This window comes from Paenibacillus sp. FSL L8-0340, assembly GCF_038593145.1.
Lineage (GTDB): Bacteria > Bacillota > Bacilli > Paenibacillales > Paenibacillaceae > Paenibacillus_AQ.
Map to the genome: position 1 here is coordinate 4,442,872 of NZ_CP151967.1, position 25,740 is coordinate 4,468,611.

23 protein-coding genes and 1 pseudogene are annotated in these 25,740 nt (G+C 49.7%); all 24 read right to left on the reverse strand.

What is annotated here, in order from left to right:
- Nucleotides 1–264 precede the first annotated feature (264 nt).
- Nucleotides 265–534, reverse strand: coding sequence for a 30S ribosomal protein S15 (rpsO, locus tag NST07_RS19870; RefSeq protein WP_019910460.1), 270 nt, complete (start codon nt 532–534; stop codon nt 265–267).
- Nucleotides 535–684: 150 nt separating this feature from the next.
- Entirely contained in the window at nt 685–1,632 is a 948-nt protein-coding gene (locus NST07_RS19875) for a bifunctional riboflavin kinase/FAD synthetase (RefSeq protein ID WP_341093960.1), read from the reverse strand.
- 37 nt (nt 1,633–1,669) lie between these two features.
- The gene (truB, locus tag NST07_RS19880) at nt 1,670–2,584 is read right to left on the reverse strand and encodes a tRNA pseudouridine(55) synthase TruB (RefSeq protein ID WP_341093961.1); all 915 of its coding nucleotides are present in this window, start codon (nt 2,582–2,584) and stop codon (nt 1,670–1,672) included.
- Nucleotides 2,581–3,558, reverse strand: coding sequence for a bifunctional oligoribonuclease/PAP phosphatase NrnA (locus NST07_RS19885; protein ID WP_038593408.1), 978 nt, complete (start codon nt 3,556–3,558; stop codon nt 2,581–2,583). Before NST07_RS19885 ends, truB begins: the two co-directional genes overlap by 4 nt.
- A 20-nt stretch (nt 3,559–3,578) precedes the next feature.
- Nucleotides 3,579–3,932, reverse strand: coding sequence for a 30S ribosome-binding factor RbfA (gene rbfA, locus NST07_RS19890; RefSeq protein WP_341093963.1), 354 nt, complete (start codon nt 3,930–3,932; stop codon nt 3,579–3,581).
- Between the two features lie 18 nt (nt 3,933–3,950).
- On the reverse strand, nt 3,951–6,656 hold the full coding sequence (infB, locus tag NST07_RS19895) for a translation initiation factor IF-2 (RefSeq protein ID WP_341097705.1): 2,706 nt from the start codon (nt 6,654–6,656) through the stop codon (nt 3,951–3,953).
- Nucleotides 6,654–6,972 (reverse strand): annotated as a pseudogene (locus tag NST07_RS19900) (YlxQ family RNA-binding protein); the annotation flags it as partial. The pseudogene NST07_RS19900 and the gene infB, both read right to left, overlap by 3 nt.
- On the reverse strand, nt 6,965–7,273 hold the full coding sequence (locus NST07_RS19905) for a YlxR family protein (RefSeq protein WP_038593419.1): 309 nt from the start codon (nt 7,271–7,273) through the stop codon (nt 6,965–6,967). The gene NST07_RS19905 and the pseudogene NST07_RS19900, both read right to left, overlap by 8 nt.
- Nucleotides 7,274–7,305: 32 nt before the next feature.
- On the reverse strand, nt 7,306–8,403 hold the full coding sequence (gene nusA, locus NST07_RS19910) for a transcription termination factor NusA (RefSeq protein ID WP_341093964.1): 1,098 nt from the start codon (nt 8,401–8,403) through the stop codon (nt 7,306–7,308).
- A gap of 26 nt (nt 8,404–8,429) precedes the next feature.
- Nucleotides 8,430–8,897 carry a ribosome maturation factor RimP gene (gene rimP, locus NST07_RS19915; protein ID WP_038593427.1) on the reverse strand — a complete coding sequence of 156 codons (468 nt, stop codon included), beginning with the start codon at nt 8,895–8,897 and terminating at the stop codon, nt 8,430–8,432.
- A gap of 233 nt (nt 8,898–9,130) precedes the next feature.
- Complete coding sequence (locus tag NST07_RS19920; protein WP_341093965.1) at nt 9,131–13,459, reverse strand: PolC-type DNA polymerase III; 4,329 nt, start codon at nt 13,457–13,459, stop codon at nt 9,131–9,133.
- Nucleotides 13,460–13,765: 306 nt separating this feature from the next.
- On the reverse strand, nt 13,766–15,214 hold the full coding sequence (gene proS, locus NST07_RS19925; protein WP_341093966.1) for a proline--tRNA ligase: 1,449 nt from the start codon (nt 15,212–15,214) through the stop codon (nt 13,766–13,768).
- Nucleotides 15,215–15,319: 105 nt separating this feature from the next.
- A complete protein-coding gene (gene rseP / locus NST07_RS19930) occupies nt 15,320–16,594 on the reverse strand; it encodes an RIP metalloprotease RseP (protein ID WP_341093967.1) in 1,275 nt (424 codons plus the stop codon).
- A gap of 150 nt (nt 16,595–16,744) precedes the next feature.
- On the reverse strand, nt 16,745–17,884 hold the full coding sequence (locus NST07_RS19935) for a 1-deoxy-D-xylulose-5-phosphate reductoisomerase (protein WP_341093968.1): 1,140 nt from the start codon (nt 17,882–17,884) through the stop codon (nt 16,745–16,747).
- A 23-nt stretch (nt 17,885–17,907) separates the two neighbouring features.
- Nucleotides 17,908–18,711, reverse strand: coding sequence for a phosphatidate cytidylyltransferase (locus NST07_RS19940; protein ID WP_341093969.1), 804 nt, complete (start codon nt 18,709–18,711; stop codon nt 17,908–17,910).
- A 21-nt stretch (nt 18,712–18,732) separates the two neighbouring features.
- On the reverse strand, nt 18,733–19,506 hold the full coding sequence (locus NST07_RS19945; protein WP_341093970.1) for an isoprenyl transferase: 774 nt from the start codon (nt 19,504–19,506) through the stop codon (nt 18,733–18,735).
- A 79-nt stretch (nt 19,507–19,585) separates the two neighbouring features.
- Nucleotides 19,586–20,140, reverse strand: a complete 555-nt coding sequence (gene frr, locus NST07_RS19950) for a ribosome recycling factor (protein WP_038593444.1) — start codon at nt 20,138–20,140, stop codon at nt 19,586–19,588.
- Nucleotides 20,140–20,868, reverse strand: coding sequence for a UMP kinase (gene pyrH / locus NST07_RS19955; protein ID WP_038593446.1), 729 nt, complete (start codon nt 20,866–20,868; stop codon nt 20,140–20,142). Before pyrH ends, frr begins: the two co-directional genes overlap by 1 nt.
- Nucleotides 20,869–20,976: 108 nt before the next feature.
- Nucleotides 20,977–21,627, reverse strand: a complete 651-nt coding sequence (gene tsf / locus NST07_RS19960) for a translation elongation factor Ts (protein WP_341093971.1) — start codon at nt 21,625–21,627, stop codon at nt 20,977–20,979.
- A 129-nt stretch (nt 21,628–21,756) separates the two neighbouring features.
- Nucleotides 21,757–22,458, reverse strand: coding sequence for a 30S ribosomal protein S2 (gene rpsB, locus NST07_RS19965; protein WP_036692565.1), 702 nt, complete (start codon nt 22,456–22,458; stop codon nt 21,757–21,759).
- Between the two features lie 201 nt (nt 22,459–22,659).
- A complete protein-coding gene (locus NST07_RS19970) occupies nt 22,660–23,286 on the reverse strand; it encodes a hypothetical protein (protein WP_341093972.1) in 627 nt (208 codons plus the stop codon).
- Nucleotides 23,283–23,861 carry a hypothetical protein gene (locus NST07_RS19975; RefSeq protein WP_341093973.1) on the reverse strand — a complete coding sequence of 193 codons (579 nt, stop codon included), beginning with the start codon at nt 23,859–23,861 and terminating at the stop codon, nt 23,283–23,285. Before NST07_RS19975 ends, NST07_RS19970 begins: the two co-directional genes overlap by 4 nt.
- A gap of 37 nt (nt 23,862–23,898) precedes the next feature.
- The gene (locus NST07_RS19980) at nt 23,899–24,210 is read right to left on the reverse strand and encodes a hypothetical protein (RefSeq protein ID WP_341093974.1); all 312 of its coding nucleotides are present in this window, start codon (nt 24,208–24,210) and stop codon (nt 23,899–23,901) included.
- 117 nt (nt 24,211–24,327) lie between these two features.
- A complete protein-coding gene (locus tag NST07_RS19985) occupies nt 24,328–25,731 on the reverse strand; it encodes a FapA family protein (protein WP_341378938.1) in 1,404 nt (467 codons plus the stop codon).
- Between the last annotated feature and the right edge of the window lie 9 nt (nt 25,732–25,740).

Here is a 25,740-nt window from a genome sequence, read left to right on the forward strand (position 1 = left end):
TATCGCAGGTTCAGTGAATTGTCATTGTTGAAACGGATGTCTTGATCACTTTGGGGTCAAGGGCCGGTTCTCTATGTTTTATACAAGCAAAAACGGCTTGTCCTCCATAAGAGGTAAAATAGCCGTTTTTGCGAATAAGTTAAGCTTGCCTAATTGTAAAAGTTTTCCCTAAATTTTCAAAAAGCAACCCGGCTGTCCCGCTGTCGCTCCGAGAAGGACATACGGTATACAACCAGGCTGCTTTAAGGGTAATCTTATGGAAAATTAACGACGCAATCCCAGTTTTTCGATCAGGGCGCTGTAACGTCTGATGTCTTTGTTCTTCAAATACGCCAGCAGTTTACGACGTTGTCCAACCATCTTCAGCAATCCGCGACGGGAATGATGATCCTTCTTGTGCGTACGCAAGTGGTCAGTCAAATTAACGATGTTCTCCGTAAGGATAGCAACTTGCACCTCAGGGGATCCAGTATCGGATTCATGAGTTTTGTGCTCGTCGATCAATTGGTGTTTACGTTCTTGAGTCAATGCCATCCTGTTCACCTCCTTCATTATAATCGCCAGTAGCCTCGTCACCGTCGGTGAGAACGCGCAACCAAGCTATGGTTATGATGCTGTTTTTCCAGCAACGTTAATCAGTATAGCATTATCGGAAAGAAAAGTAAACGGCTTGTCCCGTGCAGATTAAGAATGATAGCCCAGCAGCTCTTTAGCCGTTTCGGCATCTGCAGCAATCTGTGAAATCAGGGCATCAATCGACTCAAATTTACGCTCAGGCCGGATAAAGGAGACCAGTTCTACCCTAAGTTCCTCTTCATAGATGTCTCCTGCAAAATCAAACAGATGCACCTCAAAGCTCGGGGCAATCATCCCCTCATGGAACGTTGGCTTCACGCCGACATTCATTACGCCGTACAGAACGTCTTCCTTATAAAAGACCCGCACTGCATACACCCCTTTAGCCGGGATGACATAAAGGTCTTCAAGCTGAAGATTTGCAGTCGGAAAACCAATCGTGCGGCCTCTCTTCTCGCCGTGCCCTACAACTCCGCGCAGATGATAGCAGCGCCCAAACCATGCGTTGGCCAGAGTTAGATCTCCGTTCTGAAGGCTCTTCCGAATGCCGGAGCTGCTTACCTTCTCTCCTTCAAGCAGAAAAGGAGGCACCGTCTCCACATTCATCACACCGTCCCCCAGCTCACGGAGCATATCGGCATCCCCTTCGCCCATGTAGCCAAAGCGGAAATCGAAGCCGATAACTGCAGTTACAATATGCAGCGGCAGCAGCATTACAGAGACAAAATCCTGCGGGCTAACCCGGGACAGCTGCTCATTAAATTCAATTACATACAAAATATCGACCCCCATGCCGGCAAGCAGTTCCTGCTTGTCCTTCGCCGGGGTCAAATATCCATCATAGTCACCTTTGCCCATTACATCCTTGGGATGAGGATGAAAGGTCATGACTGCTGCCGGTACGCCTTGTTTACGGGCCAGAGCTACAGCGGAAGTAATGACGCTGGCATGTCCGCGGTGCAGTCCGTCAAACTGGCCAAGGGCAGTCACTTGCGGCTGCGCCCACTGCGCTGCGGTCTCCGCTGGCATTGGATAACTTAAGGTTACGGTTCTCACGCTGTTTCTCACCTACAATTCACTAATAAAATTAATATTATGCTTGTGCGAATACCTTTACAGGGGCTATAGCTCCTGTGTCATCCAATTCATAAATGCCCAGGAACTCTCCCTGTAGATCATAAAGCCGAAAATGGCCGGCCTGCTTTACTTCAGGTGCTACGTAACGTGTTGAAAGGCGCTGCCCCTGCAGGGCGGCCTTCCTCTTCTCATCCATTACCGAATGCCGGGACAGATGGGAAATCGCTTCATCCGCCGCGATCAGATGTTCATCGAGTGTGCCTGCTTCTTTATGCTCGGCAATTTGCTCAAGAGTTAGACAGTGACTGGCAGATATCCCTGCGGACATCGTCCGTTCCAGCTTGACCATCACACCGGGCACTCCAAGCGCCCGGCCGATATCTACGCAAAGCGTACGGATGTATGTACCCTTGGAACACAGCACACGGAAGGTAATATCGGGATAATTGCCGCTGTACACCATATCCGTCATCTCAATTTCGTAAATCTCCACTTCACGGCTCTTTCGCTCTACAGTCTTGCCTTCTCTAGCCAGCTCATAGAGGCGTTTGCCTTCCACTTTCACCGCCGAGTACATCGGGGGAATCTGAGAGATTACTCCTTTAAAGGAGTTCAGTACCGCCAGAACTTCTTCCTCGGTAACTTTCACTTCATCCACACTTTCCGTAATGGTCCCGGTTAAGTCTTCGGTATCGCTTGCCATACCTAGTCTCAGTGTGGCTACATATTCCTTAGGCAGCTCCTGGATATACTCCACAACCCGGGTTGCCCTTCCAAGACAAAGCGGCAATACGCCTGTCACTTGAGGATCCAGAGTTCCGGTGTGTCCGATGCGCTTCATACCAAGAATCCGCCGGGCTTTGGCCACAACATCATGTGAAGTGTACCCTGCTGGCTTAAAAACAGCCAAAACACCTGTAAGCTCACTCATAAAAGACGTCTGACCTCCTCCAGCACCCGTGGTATTGCCTGCTCCAGCGTCCCCTCAACCCGGGCACCTGCTGCGCGGGTATGTCCTCCGCCTCCGAAGACTTGAGCCAGCGCCGCGACATCGACCTTGCCGGCCGAACGCAGGCTGACCTTCACAGCAGTCTCATCGATGACCTTGAACAGCATACCGACCTCTACACCGCGGATATTACGCGGATAATTAACAATGCCTTCAAGATCCTCATTGGCGGCATTACATTCGAGCATATCCTGTGGTGTTACATAAACCCAGGCAACATCGCCCTGCGGAGTTAATTGCAAAGTGTTCAGTGCCCGGTTCAGCACCTTCACCTGAGCTAATGTCATTTCCTCCAGCAACGTCTCCGCCAGCTCGGGACCGTTAACTCCCAGTGCCAGCAGCTCAGAGACAGCCGCCATCACTTTAGGTGAGGTATTGGTGTAGCGGAAGCCGCCGGTATCGGTCAGCAATCCTGTATAGATTGCTGTAGCAATATCTATATCCCATTCCACCTCAAACGTCTTCAGCAGGTCGAACAAAATTTCAGCAGTGGCAGCAGCATCCGGCTTAATCAGCGTAACGAATCCGTAACCGTTGTTGGTGGGATGATGATCAATGTTTGCGATAAGGGCATCCTGAGCAAAAAAGCGCTGGGTCAGCCCCACACGCTGAAAATCTGCACAATCGACGCAAATGACGTTACTGTACGTCCGGGGCAATTCACCGTCCGCCAGATTGACAATCTCATCGGCATGCCATAAGTATTCCATCCGTTTGGGAATCGGGCCTTCATTCAGCATAGTATATTTTTTGCCCAGACATGAGAGAAGCCAGCCCACCGCGAGGGTGGAGCTGACTGCATCTCCGTCCGGCTGAACATGCGACACTACAAGATAATCGTCGTGTTCCAGCAGAAACTTACGGGTCTGCTGGAGACTTTGTTCATAGCTCTGCATTCGCCGTCTCCTTTATTTTCCTAACTTTCTTGGTTCTTGCCGATCTCGCCGAGCAGCTTCTCAATATGGCTTCCGTAAGCAACGGATTCGTCCATCTTGAAGATCAGCTCAGGCGTGTGGCGCAGGCGGATTGCCTTGCCAAGCTCGGAGCGGAGAAAGCCATTGGCTTTCTCAATCGCTTTTAGCGAATCGCTCTTCTGCTCTTCGTCTCCGAACACGCTCAGGTATACCTTGGCCTGCGAGAGATCGTTCGTTACATCTACCCCTGTTACTGTTACGAACCCGATGCGCGGGTCCTTCAGTCCGCTTTGGATAAGCTGGCTCAGCTCTTTCTTGATCTGTTCGCCAACCCGTCCCGCTCTGATTTTAGACATCTATATTCACCTCTTCGCTTAGCGCTCTACCGTTTCCATAATGAACGCTTCGATAATGTCGCCCTCTTGGACGTCATTATAGCGTTCCAAAGTTATGCCGCATTCATAACCCTGCGCCACTTCTTTGGCATCATCTTTGAAACGTTTTAAGGTGTCGATCTTGCCTTGGAAGACAACGATACCGCTGCGGATCAAGCGCATTTCGGCATTGCGGGCAATTTTGCCGGAAGTAACCATACAACCTGCAATGGTACCCACTTTGCTGATTTTGAAGACGTTGCGCACTTCTGCATGACCGATAACGTTCTCTTTATAGATCGGATCAAGCATCCCTTTCATCGCACTTTCAATTTCCTCAATTACGTTGTAGATGATGTTGTGCAGACGAACATCCACTTTTTCTTGCTCGGCAGCCGCTTTCGTCTGGGCATCCGGACGAACATTGAAGCCGATAACAATAGCATTGGATGCAGCAGCGAGTGTAATATCAGATTCCGTAATGGCACCTGCACCGCTGTGAATGATCTTCACGCGTACACCTTCGACTTCGATCTTGGCCAAAGAGCCCTTCAGCGCTTCAACCGATCCCTGCACGTCCGCTTTAATGATTACGTTCAGGTCTTTGATCTCGCCATCCTTGATGTGCTTGAACAGGTCATCCAAGGTTACACGGGTATTCGTGTTCAGCTCGGACTGACGCTGGGTTGTAGAACGTCTGTCTGCGATAGCACGGGCTTTACGCTCATCTTCAAAGGCCATAAACGGATCGCCTGCCTGAGGCACCTCAGTCAAACCGGTAATTTCCACAGGTGTGGAAGGACCTGCTTCCTTGATCTTGCGTCCTTTGTCATTAACCATGGCGCGTACGCGTCCGAAGCAGTTACCTGCTACAAAAGCGTCCCCGACTTTCAACGTACCGTTCTGCACGAGAATACGGGCAACCGGTCCACGGTTCTTGTCAAGCTCAGCTTCGATTACAGTACCGCGTGCCCGTTTGTCCGGGTTAGCCTTGTACTCATTCACTTCAGCAACGAGCAGAATCATTTCCAGCAGTTCTTCCAGGTTGATGCGCTGTTTGGCCGACAGGTTAACGAAGATGGTGTCTCCGCCCCACTCTTCCGGAACCAGCTCATAGCTTGTAAGCTCTTGCTTTACCTTATCAGGGTCTGCACCCGGCTTGTCGATTTTGTTGACTGCAACGATAATCGGAAGACCTGCAGCTTTTGCATGGTTGATGGCTTCAACCGTCTGAGGCATTACACCGTCATCGGCAGCTACTACGATAATCGTCATATCTGTTACTTGGGCACCACGAGCACGCATCGCGGTAAACGCTTCGTGACCCGGTGTATCCAGGAATGTGATTTTCTTGTGGTTGATTTCAACTTGATAAGCACCGATATGCTGAGTAATTCCGCCAGCTTCGCCGCCAGTTACGTTCGTGGAACGAATGGCATCAAGCAGTGTTGTTTTACCATGGTCAACGTGACCCATGATCGTTACTACCGGAGGACGAGCCTGAAGATCCTCTTCGGAGTCATTCTCTTCAACGGTCTCGAAGCTGTCTTCATCCACTGGAATCTTCACTTCTACTTCTACGCCGAACTCACCGGCCAGCAGCAGAATGGTGTCAATATCAAGTTCCTGGTTGATGGTTGCCATAACACCCATCGAGATCAGCTTCTTGATCACTTCAGAAGCATCCTTATGAAGCAGCTTGGCAGTTTCACCAACGGTCATGCTGCCGCGTACGATAATTTTCTTCGGTGTGTTGTCAATCTTCTCGCGGCGTTCCATTGACTGGTTTCTGCCACGGTTGTTCTTGCCGCCACGTCCGCGGTAGTTGCCGCCTTTGCCGTCTTCAAAGCGCTTTTGGCCGCTGTTGTTGTTCGGTCTGCCGCCTGTAGTGTTTCTCTTAGCGCCTCTGTCACCGCCACCGCCACGTGAGAAGTCTCCGCCGGTGCCGCCGCCTTGAGCTTGCGGACGGTTATCGCCAGTGCGTGGTGCGCCGCCTTGAGCTTGTGGACGGGTGCCAGTCGAGCCGCCTTGCGGACGGTTGCCGCCAGTCGAGCTGCCTTGCGGACGGCTGCCGCCAGTCGAGCTGCCCTGCGGGCGGCTGCCGCCAGTCGAGCTGCCCTGCGGACGGTTGCCGCCGGTCGAACTGCCTTGCGGACGGCTGCTGCTAGTGGAGCTGCCTTGCGGGCGGCTGCTGCTAGTCGAGCTGCCTTGCGGACGGCTGCCGCTAGTGGAGCTGCCTTGCGGACGGCTGCTGCTAGTGGAGCTGCCTTGCGGGCGGCTGCCGCTAGTGGAGCTGCCCTGAGGGCGGGAATTTTGAGTGGATCCTGTTGTTCTGCGGGAATCTTGTCCGCTTTGGGGCCTTGGGGACGTCGTCGATTGGTTGTTGTTTTGGTTACTGTTCATACCTACCTGCTTTTCCGGTTGATTTTTGTTGGCATTCTGAGCACTTTGAGGTTCGGCTGTTACCGAGCCGGTAGTTACCGGCCGGCTGCTGGTGCCGGGATCCCGCTTGGCTGCAGCGTTTGACTTAATATCCTTGAAGAACTGTTCTACTTTGGTCACAGAGCCATTCTCCATGACACTCATATGATTATTCACAGGGACATCCAAACGCTTCAGAATTGTAATAATTTCTTTACTGCTCATGTTCAAAGATTTCGCGTATTCATAAACGCGCAGCTTATCTTTATTGTCTTCTTTAGTCAATAACTCCACCTCCGACAGTATCTCCGAGTTGCTTGGAGATCATTTCCGCGAATCCTTTATCCGTAACGGCCAGCACAACGCGCTGGTCTTTACCAATACTTGCACCGAGTTCATCCCGGTGAAATGCGATTACTAGTGGAATATCGTAGGTTCCGCATTTATCACGGAACTTTTTTTGGGTATTATCTGAAGCGTCACCCGCCAGAACGACCAGCTTCGCCTCTGAAGACCGTACCGCTTTAAGCACGGCCTCGTCGCCGGTGACAATCTTGCCTGCTCTCATCGCAAGCCCTAAATAAGAAAGTGCCTTACTCATCGTCCTCACTATCCTTTGCTGCCAAAAATTGCTCCTCCACGGATGCAAAATCCCGGGCAAGCTGGGCATAGATTTCAGGACTCACTTGACATTTTAACGCACGGTCAAGTGCTTTATTCTTTTGTGCCAGTTTAAAGCATTCAAGCTTGCCGCAGATATAAGCGCCCCGGCCTGACTTTTTGCCTGTCAGGTCGATCAGCACTTCGCCCTCGGGCGTTCTAACCACGCGAATCAGCTCTTTTTTGGGCATCATCTCCTGGCTGGCAACGCACTTGCGCAGCGGCACCTTTCTTTGCTTCATCATAAACGCCTCCCCTCTAGTGAGCAGGTTAATTAATCAATGGAGACGGAATCCTGATGCATTTCATCGCTTACCGTTCTAGGTCTGCCGTATTCCTGCTCTGCCTGGGTCTCGCTCTTGATATCAATTTTCCAGCCGGTCAGTTTGGCAGCAAGACGGGCATTCTGCCCCTTGATGCCGATCGCCAGTGACAATTGATAATCAGGCACGATGACACGGGCCATTTTTTCCGCTTCAAAGACTTGAACTTCAAGAACTTTGGACGGGCTGAGCGCGTTGGCCACATATTCCTGTACAGCCTCAGAATAACGGACAATGTCAATTTTCTCGCCTCGCAGCTCTGTGACGATGGTCTGCACGCGTGTGCCTCTTGGGCCTACGCAGGAGCCAACCGGATCCACTTCGGAATTGCGCGAGAAGACGGCAATTTTCGAACGGAAGCCTGCTTCGCGGGCTACAGAACGAATTTCAACCACACCGTCAAAAATTTCCGGAACCTCCAGCTCGAATAGACGCTTCAACAATCCGGGATGACTGCGGGACAACATAATCTGCGGCCCTTTGGTCGTATTCTCCACCTTGGTGATATAAGCCTTGATGCGCTCGCTTTGCTTGAACTTTTCTCCAGGCATCAGCTCGCTAAGCGGCAGAACCGCTTCGATTTTGCCTAGGTCAACATAGATGTTGCGCATATCCTGGCGCTGTACAAGCCCGGTAACGATATCATCTTCCTTGTCGATAAAAGCGTTATAGATAAGTCCGCGCTCCGCTTCACGAATACGCTGGGTGACTACCTGCTTGGCAGTCTGTGCAGCAATACGGCCGAAATCGCGCGGCGTTACTTCAAGCTCGGCGATATCCTCAAGCTGGAAGTGCGGGTTGATTTCCCGTGCAGCCGGCAGTGAGATTTCGGTCCGGGTATCCAGAACCTCTTCAACAATCAGCTTGCGGGCAAATACCTTGATTACGCCAGTGTTGCGGTTCATGTCCACACGCACGTTTTGCGCCGCATTAAAATTGCGTTTATAGCTGGAGATCAGCGCAGCTTCGATGGCTTCAAACAGCACATCCTTGCTGATGCCTTTCTCCCTCTCCAGTTCATTCATAGCTTCGATAAAATCCATACTCATGAAAATCCGGTCCCCCTTTCAAGACGTTAAAAAATAATGGCCAATCTCGCGCTGGCGACTTTGGCATACGGTACTACATGTTCTTTTTTGCCCGCGGAGATGAGCAGTTCCTCGTTCTCGAATGAGAGCAAACGACCTTCGAATTCTTTGAGTCCCTGAATCGGCTCATAAACTGTCACATACACGTCCTTGCCTACCGCTTTGGCAACATCCGCCGCTTTCTTAAGCGGGCGCTCAGCACCCGGCGAGGAAACCTCAAGAAAATAAGCCTCAGGTATAGGATCATTCTCGTCCAGCTTTGAGCTGAAATATTCGCTGATGGCACCGCAGTCGTCAATATCTATGCCGCCTTCTTTATCTACGAATATGCGCAAAAACCAGTTGGAGCCTTCCTTCACGTATTCAACGTCCACCAGTTCGAAACCATTGTCCTCGAGATAGGACCCGAGCATCTGCTCTACCGTTTGTTTAATTTTGGATTTGGGTGTGCTCAAAAGAAATTAACCTCCACGAACTTGTCTTTTGCTATATACCAAAGATAAAGAGTGGGTTTCCCCACTCTTTACACAACGGACTTATCTCATTATTACCAAAAAAATTATACCATAGTGCATCAGCACTGACAAGTGCTAGCCCTTGACTGCCACTTTTCAGGCATCCAATTTCACTTGTTTTTACCCATTAGCCCCGCAAAGCACTCGAAGCTTCACCCCTACTAGGGGGTAGTTTAAAACAGGGATAGCTGGTTGCTTTCCGGCAGGCCGCGGAAGCAGCCCATCCCGGTCAGCAGCTCAATTACCGTCTTGCTCGCCTTGGATTTCTGCTGGAAATCCTCGATGGAGAGGAACTCTCCGGCATCCTTGGCGGCGGCAATGTTATAGGCGGCATTCTCACCGATTCCCGCAAGTGCAGAGAACGGTGGAATGAGGCTTTTGCCGTCAACGGTAAATTTGTTGGCATCGGAACGGTACAAATCAATATTTTTGAAAGTAAAACCTCGGGCTGTCATCTCAAGCGCCATTTCAAGAATCGGCAGCATCGCTTTTTCCTTTGGAAGCGCCTGGAAGCCCTTCTGTTCAATATCTACAATCTGGCGGGCGATGGCTTCATAACCCTGGCAGCAAAGTTCAATATCAAAATCAGCCGCCCGCACCGTGAAGTATGTCGCATAATATTCAATAGGATGATACAACTTGAAGTAGGCGGTACGAACCGCAGAAATAACATAGGCGGCGGCGTGCGCCTTCGGGAACATGTACTGGATTTTCAGGCAGGAATCAATGTACCACTGAGGAACCTTGCACTTTTTCATTTCCTCGATCCATTCAGCAGACAGCCCTTTCCCTTTACGCACGCTCTCGGTAATTTTGAAGGCCAGTCCCGCATCCATTCCAGCCTTGTAAATCAGGAACAGCATAATATCATCGCGGCAGCCGATAACTGTCTTGATGTTGCAGGTGTTGTTCTTGATCAGTTCCTGGGCATTGCCAAGCCAAACTCCCGTACCATGCGACAGCCCGGAGATTTGCAGTAAATCGGCAAAGCTGGAAGGCTTCGACTCTACCAGCATCTGGCGGACAAATTTTGTACCCATTTCCGGAACTCCGTAGGTAGCCACAGGGGTCCGGATCTGGTCAGGCCTTACTCCAAGTGCATCAGTAGAGTTGAACATGCTCATGACCTTCGGATCGTTCATCGGGATGGTTGTAGGGTCCACTCCTGTTAAATCCTGCAGCATCCGCATCATTGTCGGATCATCGTGGCCCAGAATATCGAGCTTTAGCAGGTTGGCATCAAAGGCGTGATAGTCAAAGTGGGTGGTCTTCCATTCCGCATTGACATCATCTGCCGGGAATTGCACTGGTGTAATATCCTCTATCTCCATATAATCCGGCAAAACGACAATACCGCCGGGATGCTGGCCAGTGCTTCGCTTGACCCCGGTGCAGCCTGCGGCCAGACGTCCCACTTCCGCTCCCCGCCAGCGCTTCTGATGATGTTCCTCATATTTCTTCGTGAATCCAAAGGCAGTTTTCTCCGCTACCGTACCGATGGTGCCGGCACGGAATACGTTGTCCGGACCAAACATTGTTTTGGTAAAGTTATGGGCGTTCGGCTGATATTCACCCGAAAAGTTAAGGTCGATATCGGGAACCTTATCACCCTTAAAGCCCAGAAACGTTTCAAAGGGGATATCCTGGCCTTCACCCTTGAGCTTGCCGCCACAGTCCGGGCATACCTTGTCCGGCAGGTCAAAGCCGCTTGGCACGCTGCCGTCGAGGAACCATTCACTATGCCGGCATTCCGGATTTACACATATATAATGAGCAGGCAGCGGATTTACCTCGGAGATTCCGAGGAAGGTGGCAACTACAGACGAACCTACCGAACCACGGGAACCCACGAGGTAGCCATCCTTGTTCGATTTTTTCACAAGACGCTCAGAAATCAGATAGTTGGCAGAGAACCCAAATTTGATAATCGGCGCCAGCTCTTTTTCCAGCCGGGCAACGACGACCTCAGGCAATTCCTCACCATAGATTGATTTTGCCGTCTCATAGCAGGTGTTGCGGATTTCGTCATCAGCGCCTTCGATAATCGGCGTAAACAGCTGGTCCGGAAACAGGTCATATTCCTCAAAGCGGTCAGCCAGCTCCACCGTATTGGTGACGACAACTTCCATTGCTTTTTCCGCGCCCAGGAATTCGAATTCGGCCAGCATTTCTTCCGTAGTGCGGAAATGGGCATCCGGCTTGCGCTGGTCTTTCAGCGGGCTGAATCCTGTAATCCCGTGAATCGTAATATCGCGGAACAGCTTGTCCCGCGGCTCCAGATAATGCACATTGCCGGTTGCAATAACAGGCTTGTTCAGCTGTTCGCCGATTTCACAAACCTTGCGCACTACGCCCCGCAAATCCTCTGCGCTGGCCACGAATCCCTTGTCTACCAAATGCATGTACATCGTCAGCGGCTGAATCTCCAGAATATCGTAGAACTGGGCAACCTCCATCGCTTCTTCAGTAGACTTATTGAGCACAGCCTCAAAGAACTCTCCCCGTTCGCAGCCGGAAATGACCAGCAGACCGTCCCTGTGCTCTTCGAGCTTGGACTTAGGAATGCAGGGAACGCGCTTGTAATACTCCGTATGCGACATGGATATCAGCTTGTAAAGGTTCTTCTTGCCAGTCGGGTTGAGTGCATAGATGCCGCAGTGAAACGGCCGGGTGTTCGACAGGTCATTGCCTACATAATCATTCAGCCGGTCAAGCCGGGTCATCCCCTTCATCTTCTCGGCATCAGCCAGCAGACCGTTCAGAATACCTCCCAGGGCAATGGTATCATCCACCGCACGGTGATGGCTTTCCAGCAGAACCTTATATTTGTCGGCGAGTGTATTCAGCCGGTGGTTCTTCATGCTCGGATACAACAGACGTGCCAGTTCCAGCGTATCCAGGGAAGGATTGGGCAGCACAGGCAGACCCAGTTTCACCAGGGAAGCCTGAATGAACCCCATATCAAATCTGGCATTATGGGCAACCAGGATACTGTCGCCTATGAACTCGACGAATTTCTTCAGCACCGGCTCCAAATCAGGAGCGTCCTTAACCATCTCATCAGTAATATTGGTCAGCTGCTGAATGTGGTATGGAATTTTCTCATGCGGATTCACGAACGTTGAGTAGCGGTCTATCTCCTGGCCGCCGGTCATTTTAATCGCAGCAAGTTCGGTAATATTATTCCGGGTGATCGACAAACCGGTGGTTTCTATATCGAATACGACATAGGTGGCGGTCTTCAGGTCCAGCGGCTGCGCGTTCTCCACAATATTTACCGAGTCATTTACCACATTGGCCTCGACGCCGTAGATCATTTTAATCTTATGCTTATGTGCGGCATGGTTGGCGTCCGGAAAGCTCTGCACAACCCCGTGGTCAGAGACGGCAATTGCCGGATGCCCCCACTTCGCTGCGGTCTTGACATACGCATCAATTGGCGCCACTGCGTCCATCGTGCTCATAGTCGTGTGCAGATGGAATTCTACCCGCTTCTGCTTCGCATTATCCTTACGTGCCGGCGGTGCCGATACTTCGTTCAGATCCGATGGAATCATTACGAGCTCCGGAATCTGCATAAAGCGGTCATATTCAACCTTGCCGCGCGCTCTAACCCATTTGCCGTTGGCCAGCTGGCCCATAACCTTCAGATCTTCTTTAGTCTTTGCAAACATCTTCATTTGCAGAGAATCAGTAAAGTCTGTGATACAGAAGGTGAACAAGGTATTGCCGTTGCGCAGCTCCTTGCTGTCCAGTCCGAAGATCGTACCCTGAATTGTGATTTTCTTCTCTTCATCCTGAATTTCCAGAATAGGTACAGCCTGCTCCTTGATTTCATATCCGACCTGAAGCTTAATGACTTCATTCGGATCTCCCTCATCAACCGGTTCATCCGGCTCGCTGGCCATCATCATCATTTCAACGAGTTCGCGCTGCTCCTGCTGAAGCTTCTGCTGGAACTCTTCATAAGCATCCGCTTTGCTGTTTTCGTTCTCGGCAATCTGCAGCTTCACTTTCAGGGGCAGGCCAAAATATTTATCGTAAAATTTAATTATGGCGCCTTCGATTCCCTTTTTACGGGCCAGCTCTAACGACATCGAATCATTTAGACTGAGCAGAAGTGTACTGTCTTGAAGCTCCTGAGTGGAGCGGGTCAGCCAACCATTCACTGAAGGGATCTCGCGCTGCGCCCATTCCAGAAATAAACCCCAGTATTCCTGTACAAGCTCTGCTCTGCTTACTTTTTCATCATATAGAAACAAGAAGCTGACTTTGGCGATATGCTGTAGCTTCTCACGCATTCTCAAACAAAATGTCCGGTAGGTTTGTGCCGGAACAAGAGTATCTTTGGCAATGACGATGTGCCAGTCCCGGTTACCGCGGCTGATTTCCACACGTTCGATATGCCCGTCCAAAAAGTAGGGATCAATGAGTGCAGGCGGAATCTCTCCCTGCTTCATCAACAGCTCGAATCTTTTTCTTCTTTCCACGTTCTGTTCCATGCTTCCCCCACCTAACTTTTAAACAGATAATAAAATCTCCCCGCAAGTAGAAAGGGCTTCGCCGTCCTCAAAAGGACGGAAACCGTTTCAGCGAGAAATAGAAGGATAATTTATAGCGTGCAGCATATAAATTCATATATTTTGAAAAACCTAATTTCCAAAACCAAAGAAGACATAAGGAAGCCTTGAGTCCACTATTTTAAAAAGCTCCCGGGAGGTGAAAGCATTGGGTTCTTTCGGCCCGCCGACTCCTCTCCCAGAAGCTACATTCAGATACTGAAGAATTATATAGTATTGGGCAAAGAATTAATACGCCTTGGCAAAAACAACCGTATGCGCAGCGGGCTTCCCGCAGCAAATACAGGTATCCTTATTCACCGCAGGCTCAAACGGAATATTACGGCTGCCTGCACCCGTTTCTTCCTTGACTTTAGACTCGCATTCTTCGGAACCGCACCAGCCTGCCAATGCAAAACCACGCTGTTCTTCCATCGAATCCTTCATTTCTGCTAACGTATCCACTGAATAGAAATGGTCCTCACGGAATTTCAACGCGCGTTCAAACATTTCATTGTGTACTTGCTCCAGCATGGTATTAACCTCTGCGACAAGGTTCTCCTGCTGAATGATTTTCTTCTCGCCTGTAATACGCGATACCAGAACACAAACCCCGTTTTCCATATCACGAGGACCTAATTCAAGACGGACTGGCACTCCACGCATTTCGTATTCATTGAATTTCCAGCCTGGAGTAACATCAGCACGGTCGTCTACACGCACACGGATGCCTGCGTCTTTCAGATCCTTGAACAGCTCGTCCGTCCGTCCAATGACCGCTTCACGGGTCTTAGGAGGTCCGATTGGAATCATGATTACCTGTGTTGGAGCGACCTTAGGCGGCAAAGCCAAGCCGCGGTCATCCCCGTGCACCATAATAAGCGAGCCGATTAAGCGTGTTGTGGAGCCCCATGAGGTTGTATGAACATATTCCAGCACATTGTCACGGCTTAAATATTGAATATCAAATGCTGCAGCAAACTTGGTTCCCAGATAATGTGAGGTTGCCGCCTGTACAGCTCGTCCATCCTTCATCATGGCTTCTATAGAATACGTGTCAACCGCCCCGGCAAAACGCTCGGAAGGTGTCTTCTGTCCAGTGATGACTGGAATTGCCAAATAGGTCTCGACAAAATCACGGTAATTCTCAAGCATCCGCATCGTTTCCTCACGTGCCTCAGCTTCATTCTCATGCGCCGTATGGCCTTCCTGCCACAGGAACTCTGTGGTACGGATAAACGGCAGCGTACGCTTCTCCCAGCGGACTACGTTGGCCCATTGGTTGATCAATACCGGAAGATCGCGGTAGGATTGAATCCATTTGGAATACATATGCCCGAACATGGTTTCGGAGGTCGGGCGAATCGCCAGACGTTCTTCCAGCACATCACCGCCAGCTTCCGTAACCCAAGGCAGCTCAGGGTTAAAGCCCTCGATATGATCCTTCTCCTTCTGGAAGAAGCTTTCCGGAATAAAGACCGGGAAATAAGCATTACGGTGACCCGTTGCCTTAAGGCGGCGGTTCATTTCCTCCTGAATATGCTCCCAAATCTCGTATCCCTCCGGTTTGAAAACAATACAGCCGCGAACCGGAGAGTAATCCATCAGATCCGCTTTCTTAATTACATCAATATACCAGCGCGAGAAATCCTCGCTCTGTGGGGTGATTTCCGTAACAAACTGCTTATCTTTTGCCATATGATGGAACTCCTCCTAATGCCCTGCAAAGTGTGGCTTTGGTTTCACAACATCGTTCAAGTCCTTTGCGGGGACTGCCAAAGCTCATATTCATTCAAGTAAAAATCAACCGGTGATTAGCCGCAGGATATCATTATAGGTAACGGCGATCATAACCAGAAATAGCAAGGCAAATCCGACAAAATGAACCATCCCTTCACGGCTTGGATCTACCGGCTTGCCGCGAAGTGCTTCTACGCCCAGGAAGACGAGACGGCTTCCGTCAAGTGCAGGGATCGGCAGCAGGTTAAAAATACCCAGGTACAGACTTAGAATAGCCGCCCAATAGGTCAGGTATTGAATGCCTTGCTGAGCGATTTGCCCCGTCATCTTCGCTGTTCCGACCGGACCTGAAATATCATCCATATTAAAGTTATTAATCAGTGTTTTAAAACTTACAAAAATCGTTTTGGTCCAATCCACCATGGCAGTTCCTGATTTAGTAATGGTCTCGCCAAAACCTGGCTGCCTTGTAGGCAACTCAGGAGTGATCCCCACTTTGCCGCCTTCTTCACCCTCCATACTGCGGGGAATCATGGCCACATTTAAGGTTTCATCGCCACGCTGAAGTGTCCACTGCATCTCTTTACCTTTGGAAGCGGAAGTTAATGAGATCATCTTCTGGTAGTCTCCGCCAATCTGTTCTCCATTAATAGAGACGACAATGTCACCTTTTTGCACTCCGGCTTCCTGAGCAGGCATACCTTCGCTGAGATCTCCAATCTTCACAAAGGTTGGATTCTCAATGACGATACCGGCCATCTGCAGATGTACTGCAAATAGCACAAAAGCAAGCAGAAAGTTCATCACCGGCCCGGCAACGATGGCCAAAGCACGCTGACCTACAGTTTTACTGCCGAATTGACGGTCTTTGGGCGCAATCTGTGTCTGCTGACCCCGTTTGATCATCATTGCCTGTGGATGAACATCATAAGTGGTTACATCTCCATCGACATCAAGGCGGATCTTCAGCTCGTTCTCAAGGTCGGTATATTGCGCTTCCCCACGGATTACATTTCTGCGGGTATCGAGCGCGTCTAGAAAGATGCTTTTAACTTTGTTATCCTGCCCCAGTCTTACGGCAATCGTCTGCCCTGGACCGATCTCAATAATTTCGGGATCTTCACCGGCCATCCGTGCATAACCGCCAAAAGGCAGCAGGCGAAGCGTGAACTGGGTTTCATTGCGTTTATAAGAAAACAGTTTCGGACCGAAACCGATAGCAAATTCTCTTACAAGGATACCCGCGCGTTTGGCAAAGTAATAATGCCCCCATTCATGCACGGTCACCAAAACAAAGAACATGAACACCGTTAAAAAGACGACTCTTACCATTTCCATGCGTTACATTCCCCCTTAAGGTGTAAGACCGAAGTATGTCCTCTTAATTTATCATTATTCCAAGGCCTTGCACAAGAGAATCAACTGTCCCACCCAATTTTTCAGGGCAAAGCATATATTTCCATTTTTTAAGTACATAAAGTGATTTATTTAAAGTTTAGCTGCAAGCTCCCGGGTCATCTCATCGCAATGCTGAATCTGCTGTAAATCCGGTTGATTGACATTCACCAGGCGCTGGAGCACTTCTTCAATAATCTCTTCAATACGCAGGAAGGGAATCTCATGCCGGAGAAAACGGGCAACTGCAATTTCATTAGCCGCGTTGAAGGCTGTGGTTGCCGTCCCTCCCGCTTTCCCGCATTCAATCGCCAGCTTCAAGGCTGGAAACCGTACAAAATCCATTTCCCGGAAAGTCAGGCGTCCTATTGCGGCAAGAGACAGCCGCGCGGCAGGCGACTCCCAACGTTCCGGATAGGTCAGTGCATATTGGATCGGGACCCGCATATCCGGATTTCCGAGCTGGGCGACAATACTGCTGTCCCGGAATTCTACATAGGAGTGAATGATACTCTCCGGATGCAGCAGGACATTTATCTGCTCATAGGGCAGATCGAACAGCCAATGCGCTTCAATGACCTCAAGTCCTTTGTTAACCATGGTTGCCGAATCAATTGTTATTTTGGCTCCCATACTCCAGTTGGGGTGGCGAAGCGCATCCTCTACGGAAACCTTCTTCAGCTGCTCGCGGTTGTAATCACGGAAGGACCCTCCGGAGGCGGTGATGGTAATACTGGAAACATCCTCGCGGTTCTCACCGTTCAGACATTGAAAAATTGCAGAGTGTTCACTGTCGATGGGCAGCAGCCTAACACCTTTACGGTTGGCAAGCTCGGTAACCAAATGTCCTGCCGTGACAAGCGTTTCCTTATTGGCTAACCCAATATGCCGTCCGGCTTCGATCGCGGCAAGCGTTGACTGCAAGCCCACGCTGCCCACCACTGCCGTGACGACCGTATCAGCGTCCCCCCCTGCAGCAATTTCTACCAATCCCTCACTTCCGTAAAAAAGCTCAATACCGGAAGGCAGCTCCGGTCTGATCTGCTCAGCGAGTTCTTTCGTGGACACTGATACTCGGCGAGGCTGGAAGCGGCGGACCTGCTCCAGAAGCAGGGCGGTATTGCTACCTGCAGCCAAACCATCAACATCGAAAGAGTCAGGATGCATTGCAACTACATCCAGTGTTTGAGTGCCGATCGAGCCGGTAGATCCGAGAACACTTATTTTCTTCACATGTGAACCTTCTTTCCCGTCGTTTAATAGTAAGGCATAAGCATTACGATATGTACGAAAGGAAATACGATAATCCAGCTGTCGCAGCGGTCAAGAATTCCTCCATGACCTGGCAGCAGCGAGCCTGAATCCTTAATACCGTACACCCGTTTATAGGCAGATTGTACAAGATCTCCAAGCTGACCGAGCACAGCGCAGGACAAACCGATAAGCAGCGCGCGTCCGTAAGTCAGCAGATCAGGAACAAATATCGCGAAAATAATGGAAATTACGATAGAGATCAGTACCCCGCCAAGGGCTCCCTCTACCGTTTTATTGGGACTGATCGCCGGCCAGAGCTTATTTCTCCCAAAGCTTCTCCCTACAAAATAAGCACCTGCGTCACTGCCCCAAATGCAGCACAACAAAAGGAAGGTCCAGAAGAGCCCATGACCGTCGCCCGCAGCCCGGGCCGCAGCCATATAGGAAAAGCCCATTCCTATGTATACAATCCCTGTGAACAGGAGTGAAGTAATCTTAATATCCTGCTTATTCTTACTGAACACCGTCACCAGCAGGAACAGCAGCAACAGAAGCCATATGCCTTGTTCCCAGGACAGCCATGGATTCGCTCCGAGCAGGCTCCAAGGAATCATGTAGAAGGCTACAGCAGCATAACCAAGTATCGCAGTACCACCAAACCCCCGGACACCTGTCATTTTAACAAATTCATAAAACCCGATGAGCGCCATACCGGCAAGCAAAAGCTGATAAGCCCAGCCGCCTAAAAAACACAATCCCAAAAACACTGCTCCGGCAACAATTCCGGTGATCAATCGCTGCTTCAAAGATTCCCATCTCCCATCAGGCTACTTCAGTCCACCATAACGGCGTGTGCGTCTCTGGTACTCCGCCACAGCCTGCAGCAAATGCGTTTTATCAAACTCCGGCCAGAATACATCTGTAAACCAGAGCTCGCTGTAAGCGACCTGCCAGAGCATAAAGTTGCTGAGCCGCATCTCTCCACTGGTCCGGATCAGCAGATCCGGATCCGGCAGCCCGCCTGATAACAGTCGGCTGTCGATCAGCTCCGATGTAATCTCCTCCGGGGACAGCAGCCCTGCTTGGATATCCTGACCCAATCTGCGCATGCAATCCTCGATTTCTTTACGTCCTCCATAATTCAGGGCAAAATTTAATATAAGTCCAGTATTCCCTTGTGTCCGGGCAACGGCTTCTTCCATCGCCTTCCGGGTATGTGTAGGCAAAGCATCGGTATCACCCATCACGCGCACTTGTACGTTTTTCTCAATCAGCTCGTCCAGTTCAAGGGCCAGGAACTCCACAGGCAAACGCATCAGGAAATCAACTTCATCCTTAGGACGTTTCCAGTTCTCTGTAGAAAAAGCGTACATGGTCAAAAACTCAACGCCTAGGTCGTTCGCGGCAATCGTTGCACGTTTTACAGCTTTCATCCCATTCTGATGGCCGACAATGCGTGGCAAACCACGCCGTTTAGCCCAGCGTCCATTGCCGTCCATAATTACAGCCACATGCCGGGGAATGTTGTCCGGTGAAATCTCGACTGGCTGTGGCTCCTGCCTGTCTTTACGGCTCAGCCATGCTTGAATCCGTTTGATCATTTCCGTTTCCTCCAAGCTCTTATCAGAAAGAGACAAACCCCACCATAAACGGAGGGGCCCTGAAGTCTCTTGATTGTCATTATACTTCCATAATCTCTTTTTCTTTGGACAAGAGCACCTTATCAACTTCAGCTATGAACTTATCCGTTGATTTCTGAATATCTTCTTGGTGTCCGTGTGATTCATCTTCGGAGATGCCGTTCTTCTCCATTTTCTTGATATCATCGTTGGCATCGCGGCGGATATTGCGGATGGCTACCTTTGCTTCCTCACCGAACTTTTTGGTGAACTTCACAAGCTCAGTACGACGTTCCTCGGTTAGCGCAGGGATGGACAAACGGATGATTGTACCGTCGTTAGCCGGTGTAAGTCCCAGATCGGACTTCATAATTGCCCGTTCAATGTCGGAAAGCGATGATCTGTCCCAAGGCTGAATCAGCAGCGTCCGTGAATCCGGTGTACTGATGTTGGCCAGCTGGTTGACAGGGGTAGGTGCACCATAATATTCAACTTGAATGCGATCCAGCAGCGCTGTCGAAGCGCGTCCCGCCCGCAATGAGGCCAAATCACGTTTCAGCGATAAAATCGCTTTTTCCATACGCTCTTCGGCATTTTTCTTGACCGCTTGTGGCATTAATCTACACTCCCTTTAACAATCGTCCCGATCTTCTCACCGAGAACGACACGTTTGATATTGCCTTGCTCTGTAATAGCAAACACAATGAGCGGTATATTATTGTCCATGCACAGAGAGGATGCAGTGGAATCCATGACACCAAGATTTTTGTTCAGCACGTCCATATAGGTCAGCTGCTCGTATTTCTCAGCAGTACTGTCTTTGAAAGGATCTGCTGAGTAGACACCGTCCACTTTATTCTTCGCCATCAGGATAACTTCCGCTTCAATCTCAGCTGCTCTGAGAGCTGCTGTCGTATCCGTCGAGAAGAAGGGGTTGCCCGTTCCTGCGGCAAAGATTACCACGCGGCCTTTCTCCAAATGGCGAATGGCGCGGCGGCGGATGTAAGGCTCAGCAATCTGCTGCATCGAAATGGAGGTCTGTACCCGGGTAGGAACATCGATTTGCTCCAATGCATCCTGCAGTGCAAGTGAGTTCATCACTGTTGCCAGCATCCCCATGTAGTCGGCTGTTGCACGGTCTATACCGCTTGCGCTTCCTGCGATTCCGCGCCAGATATTGCCTCCGCCGCAAACAATAGCGACTTGAACTCCAAGCTCAACAACTTCCTTGACCTGCTCTGCGATGGAAATAATCGTCTCGGCATCAATGCCATATCCGTTTTGTCCTGATAGTGACTCACCGCTTACCTTAAGGACTACTCTTTTAAATACCGGCTGTTCCAAATGTATACCCTCACTTTCTTACAAAAGACGGAACACGATTGTGCCTGTGTTCCGTTCATTTGATGCTTGCATTATTCAGTTCAATGAAGTTGTAATCAGTCTTGCTTCTTATTGATTAACTTGCGCCATTACTTCTTCAACAAAGTTGTCGACTTTCTTTTCCAGGCCTTCGCCCAGTTCAAAACGAACAAAACGACGGATGGAGATGTTTTCGCCAATGGTGCTGATTTTTTCGTTCAGCAGCTGGGAAATAGTTTTGTCCGGATCTTTAACGAAGGATTGCTCAAGCAAACAATATTCTTCGTAGAACTTGCTGATACGGCCTTCAACCATTTTTTCAACGATTTTCTCAGGCTTGCCTTCATTAAGTGCTTGTGCCTTCAGAATTTCTTTTTCTTTCTCTACAGCTTCTGCCGGAACTTCTTCACGACGAACATACAGCGGGTTAGCTGCAGCAATTTGCATTGCGATATCGCGTGCAAATTCTTTGAAGGAATCCGTTTTACCTACGAAGTCAGTTTCGCAGTTGATTTCTACAAGTACGCCAATACGTCCGCCAGCGTGGATGTAAGATTCTACTGTACCTTCAGTAGCAATACGTCCAGCTTTGTTTGCTGCTGCGGAAAGACCTTTTTCGCGAAGCAATTCAGCGGCTTTGGTGATGTCATTGTTAGCTTCTTCAAGCGCTTTTTTGCAATCCAGCATCCCTGCGCCTGTTCTTTCACGAAGTTCCTTTACTGCTTTTGCATCTACTGCCATTGTTATTCCCTCCAGATAATTGTCGTTTTATACCATTTTGGTCCATTATCCTAAAAAAAGGGCAGTGAGAGGTTATCCACCTGCCAACCACCCTTTTCATTTAAGTTCTTGTTTGATTCCGGCTGCTATTTAAGCAGTAGTTGTGTCTTCGCCCTGGTGAGCTTCGACAACGGCATCAGCCATTTTACCAGTAAGCAATTTCACGGCGCGGATTGCGTCGTCGTTGCCCGGGATAACATAGTCGATTTCGTCCGGATCACAGTTAGTATCAACGATAGCCACGATAGGAATACCCAATTTGCGAGCTTCCGCAACAGCGATGCGCTCTTTACGCGGGTCGATGATGAACAGCGCGCTTGGCAGACCTTTCATGTTCTTGATGCCGCCCAGGAATTTTTCAAGACGATCTTTCTCTTTGCGGAGAAGGATTACTTCTTTCTTAGGCAGAACTGCGAAGGTACCGTCTTCTTCCCAAGCTTCCAGTTTCTTCAGGCGATCAATACGCTTCTGAATAGTTTGGAAGTTAGTCAGGGTACCACCCAGCCAACGTTGGTTAATGAAGAACATACCCGAACGTTCAGCTTCTTCTTTTACGGAATCTTGAGCTTGTTTCTTTGTTCCTACGAACAGGATTGTGCCGTTGTCGCCAGCGACGCTTTTCACAAAGTTGTAAGCTTCCTCTACCTTTTTAACCGTTTTTTGCAGGTCAATAATGTAAATTCCGTTTCTTTCAGTGAAGATATAACGATCCATCTTTGGATTCCAACGACGAGTCTGATGACCGAAGTGTACCCCAGCTTCGAGAAGCTGCTTCATGGAAATTACTGCCATCTTCACACACCTCCTAGTTTTGGTTTATTGTGTGTCTCCTCCGCCGTGCGTCATTTTTCTACAAGACTTTCTTCTGAAGAAAGCACCCCTTGTCGAAATCAACCGGCGTGTGTTTTAACACCGTCAATTACTATACCATAATAAAATAATGTATGCAACGATTCATGAAAAGTTTTGTGAATTCCAAAGTTCTAAGATAAATTATTTCACTGTAATCAGCTTATCAATGATAACATTATTACTCTCGCCTTTAGTAAAGCTGTACCGTCCATTTTGAATTTTTGTGTTGGCTTTACGGCTTACTGCCGTCTGAAGAAACTTGTTCTTATCCGTAATTACACCTGCTTTGACCAGCAAATCGGCAGTTTCCGTAAGTGTGCTGCCGGTAGGAATTGTAACAGATATCGAGCCGTTTACGGCAACCTCCGGAGTGGCTGGCGCAACTGGGGCACTTGATGGTTTCTTCTCGCTTGCAGGCTTTGACGGGGTAGCCGGCTTAGAAGGAGCAGCGGCAGCGCTTGGCTCCACCGCTGCTTGCGGCGTAGAAGCAGGCGAAGCTGGAGCAGCGGATTCAGTTGCTGACGGAACAACCGCAGCTGTCCCCTCTTTCCCTGATCCTTCTGTTCCCTCTCCTGTGTTACCTGTATTACTAGTGGCAGTAGGTGTTGCACTCGGATCGGTTACGGTAAGGTTCAGCTTCGCAGCTTCCTTGATTAGCTTCTCCTTGGACAAGGGAGCGGCTCCCCCGGTGATCATCACTTGCAGCAGCAATGCTCCGGCAATCAGGCCTGTACCTAGTCCGAACATGAAGGAACGATTCTTGATCATACCGTTTCCTCCTGCTTGGCCAGCTGCAGAATCAGTTGAACCTCTCCACGCTGAAGTCCTGCTGTCTTAGCGATAGCGTCAATAGACTTTCCTTGCTCATGCAGCTCGAACAATCGCGGATAACGCAATTTGATCGAGTTGACCGGCTTTGGTTTCGGCTCCGGCTGTTCTGCAGCGTGCTCTGTTGAAGGCGGTCTCACAGCTTCTGAAGCGCGGCTGGCTGAAGATTCCTTGGCAAATGAAGCTGTTAGCTGCAGCAGGCCCTTTTCTTCAGCCGTCAGACGCGTTTCAAGCAGCATTGAGTTCTTCTGCAGATCGGCAACTTGCTCCCGAAGTGAATTGATCTCCTCCTGCATTGCTGTTCTGTTGTTCTGGGATTGCTGTTTGATGCCGCTGACAAGCTGCAGCATTTTATCATTTTCCCGCTCGATGTCCGCCATATATAGTTCAAGCGCCGCTTCTGTTTCCTTTAGACTCTGCTTATCGGCTGAGTCTTCTTTTGCACGCGCCGGCAGTCTCAGGGCATAAACGATAGCGACAGCGCCTACCAGCACGATATATACCCATGGTTGCAAGTGCCCTATCTCCTTTTACATATCAAATTATATCCTCTCAGAGACTGAGATCGATCCGTCGGCCCTTATAGGGATGTTCAGCGTCGTGAGACGTCTGCTGTTTCTCTTGTTGATGGGAAGAGGACTGACTTCCCGCATGATTTCCCTGGCTATCATCATTGCGCAGCGCAGCTTCCGCAGATTCGTCAACCTCAGTGCTGCGATGGGCCAGCTCCGAGCTCTGCTTGACATTCTGTCCTGCGAGCTGCTGCTGATCCACAGCAGGACGATGCTGCAGCCCATGCTGGACTTTGCCCGCGTCAGTTGTCCGGGGCAGGGCAATCTGCAATTCCACCGGTTTCAGACTCATAGCAACCCTCTTCTCATAAATAGAAACGGACGGGCCGTCCCAAGATTCGCAAATCCTTCCGAAGCCTGCTGTACTTAGACATCAAGGATGGCCGGCCGCCTGTCGCTGCCCGCCTGATTAAACGTACGGCGCCAATGTGATATCGCCTTCACTATAAATAAATACAACCCGTTCCGTAGGATCCTTGACAAAACGTGTATATCTGCCAATTACGATTTTGGAACCTCCGTAAATGGTCTTAACTACTTCCACCCTTGCTCTAACCGTATCCTCGAGCATTCTTTCAATTTCTAGTACACGCTCTTTAATGCGCTTCTCCTCACGCATATGCGATTGCTTAGTGGCGTTCAGTTTAACGCGCAAAGCCACCTTATCAGGAGCAAGCTGACCATTGTTCGCCAATTGATTCAGCAGGTACAGCGCTTTGTTGGTTTTATCCTCATTTTCAAGCAGCTGCCGCAGCTCATGGCGCAGATCGTTAATCTCATTCCGGAGTTCTGGTACAACGCCAACCTCAATAGCCGTCGCCGTAGACATCGTATTTCCGATGGTTCTTGCTACAACTCTTTCACCGGCTTGTACAACTCCACCTACTATAAGTCCCTTTGATCCATTACAAAGCACATCCCGGCCTGCCCGGATATTAGAGTGCATAATACTTTGCGAAACGATAACATCCTCTCCGGCGACAACATTTCCATCCTGGATGAACGATACTTTTACATTTTTGCCTGCACTGACGAGTCCCTTGTTGTATCCGATAATTCCGCCGGCAATCTCGATCGATCCCCCGGAAATCAGTTCAGCACCTTCCACTCCGCCAACCACACGGATATCTCCGGCAGATTTAACCGTAAACCCGGTCAAGACATTGCCACGAATAACAACTGTCCCTACAAAATCAATATTTCCCGTACTGTAATCAACATCACCGTTGACTTCATAAACCGGGAAAACATTGACCTTTCCCTTCTCCGTCAGAGTAACGAGTCCGTCCATCGCGGCATACATCGAAGTTTCATCTTGATCGATCAGAACATTTTTGCCGACTTTAAAGTGTGCGTCTTTTCCCGCCCGATACGGAATTTCCTCACCGGTAACCGTATTGCCGCTTTTGCCGGGCATCGGCGGAATTTTTCTGGCAATCAACTGGCCTTTCTTAACATTGTGAAGCCGGACCAGGTCCTTATAATCGACCTTTCCATCAGCTTTTTCGAGCGGTTTGCGGTCCTCCTCCATATCAATAGTAAGGACCACCCGCCCATCCGTACCATTCTCCGCGGGATCACCAATCGCAATTGGCACCCTGTTGAAGAAATACTCTTCTGGATTACTGCTGATTCGCTGTACAATATCCCGCTGAATACCGTAACGAATATTGTGACTGTTTAGGAAGCTTTCGAGATCTTCACTCGAACAGGAGAAGTTTTCATCCCTTTTGGAAAATTGGAGGTACGCAATCCCTTTATCCTCCGAAAACGTGATACTCACGTACTGGTTCAAAGCATAATTACCGATCAATTTTGCTCC